The sequence below is a fragment of the Alkalihalobacterium elongatum genome, assembly GCF_019024285.1.
GTDB lineage: Bacteria > Bacillota > Bacilli > Bacillales > Bacillaceae_F > Alkalihalobacterium > Alkalihalobacterium elongatum.
Genome location: NZ_WMKZ01000061.1, coordinates 1 through 1086, shown reverse-complemented (window position 1 = coordinate 1086; position 1086 = coordinate 1). Strand labels below are relative to the sequence as shown.

At 42.5% G+C, this 1086-nt stretch carries 2 tRNA genes and 1 rRNA gene; all 3 read left to right on the top strand.

The window, feature by feature from the left end:
* Positions 1-68, top strand: a 16S ribosomal RNA gene (locus GKP30_RS23345); the annotation flags it as partial.
* Positions 69-330: 262 nt separating this feature from the next.
* Positions 331-407: transfer RNA gene (locus tag GKP30_RS23340), tRNA-Ile, on the top strand.
* 19 nt (positions 408-426) lie between these two features.
* A tRNA-Ala gene (locus GKP30_RS23335) sits at positions 427-502 on the top strand.
* Positions 503-1086 lie beyond the last annotated feature (584 nt).

Sequence of the window (1086 nt, the reverse complement as noted above, 5' to 3'; positions counted from 1 at the left end):
GACAGATGATTGGGGTGAAGTCGTAACAAGGTAGCCGTATCGGAAGGTGCGGCTGGATCACCTCCTTTCTATGGAGTATTAACTCTAGTCGATGCATACTTCGGTATGTATGCTTGTCACTTTTTGTTCAGTTTTGAAAGAATTCAAAACTGTTTGATTAACTTATTTGCGTCTGCGTATACGAGTGTCGCTACGAAGTAAGCTTCCTCGACGCAAGGCAGCACGAAGGTAGTCAAAGTAGTAATCCAAGGTGTGATTGAAGTCAGTCGCCTTGTTAAGTTTTGAAAGAACTCAAAACTTATTCTTTCTATTAATAACAAGTTTGATAGAGGGCCTATAGCTCAGCTGGTTAGAGCGCACGCCTGATAAGCGTGAGGTCGGTGGTTCGAGTCCACTTAGGCCCACCAGAAAATTAATTTATAAAATGGGGCCTTAGCTCAGCTGGGAGAGCGCCTGCCTTGCACGCAGGAGGTCAGCGGTTCGATCCCGCTAGGCTCCACCAAGAGTTACTTTAATCTTAATATTATTTTGTAGCATAAGAGTCGCTTTTGAGTCCGCTTAGAAGTGCTTTTTCTATCTAATAGTATAGTGGTTCTTTGAAAACTGGATAATGAATGCTAGAAAAGACATCAAGATTTTTACCAGGTTACACATTGTGTAACCAAGAGAAACTTGAGTCGTCAAGAATTCAACAACCTTTATTTCGATGTCTAGGTTTAAATTAGATCAGATGACCCGATTTTAAGCTTAGTAGTTTAAAGAGATGAATTAGAAACGAGAAGATCGAGGAAACAAGCTTTTGAGCAACGGAGCGTATGTTTAAAGGATACGTGAGTAGCGCAAAAAGTTAAGTTTACGAAGAGATTCGAAGTTTATCATTCGTCTTAGAGACAAATTAGAAGCAAGGAGTACGAGGCGGCAAGTTCTCGAGTAGCGGAATGTACGTTTAAAGGGTACATGAGCAACGCAGAGAGCGCAGCCAACGAAGTAATCCGCCGCTTATCATTTGTCGAATGGTTAAGTTATAAAGGGCGCACGGTGAATGCCTTGGCACTAGGAGCCGAAGAAGGACGCGACGAACAGCGA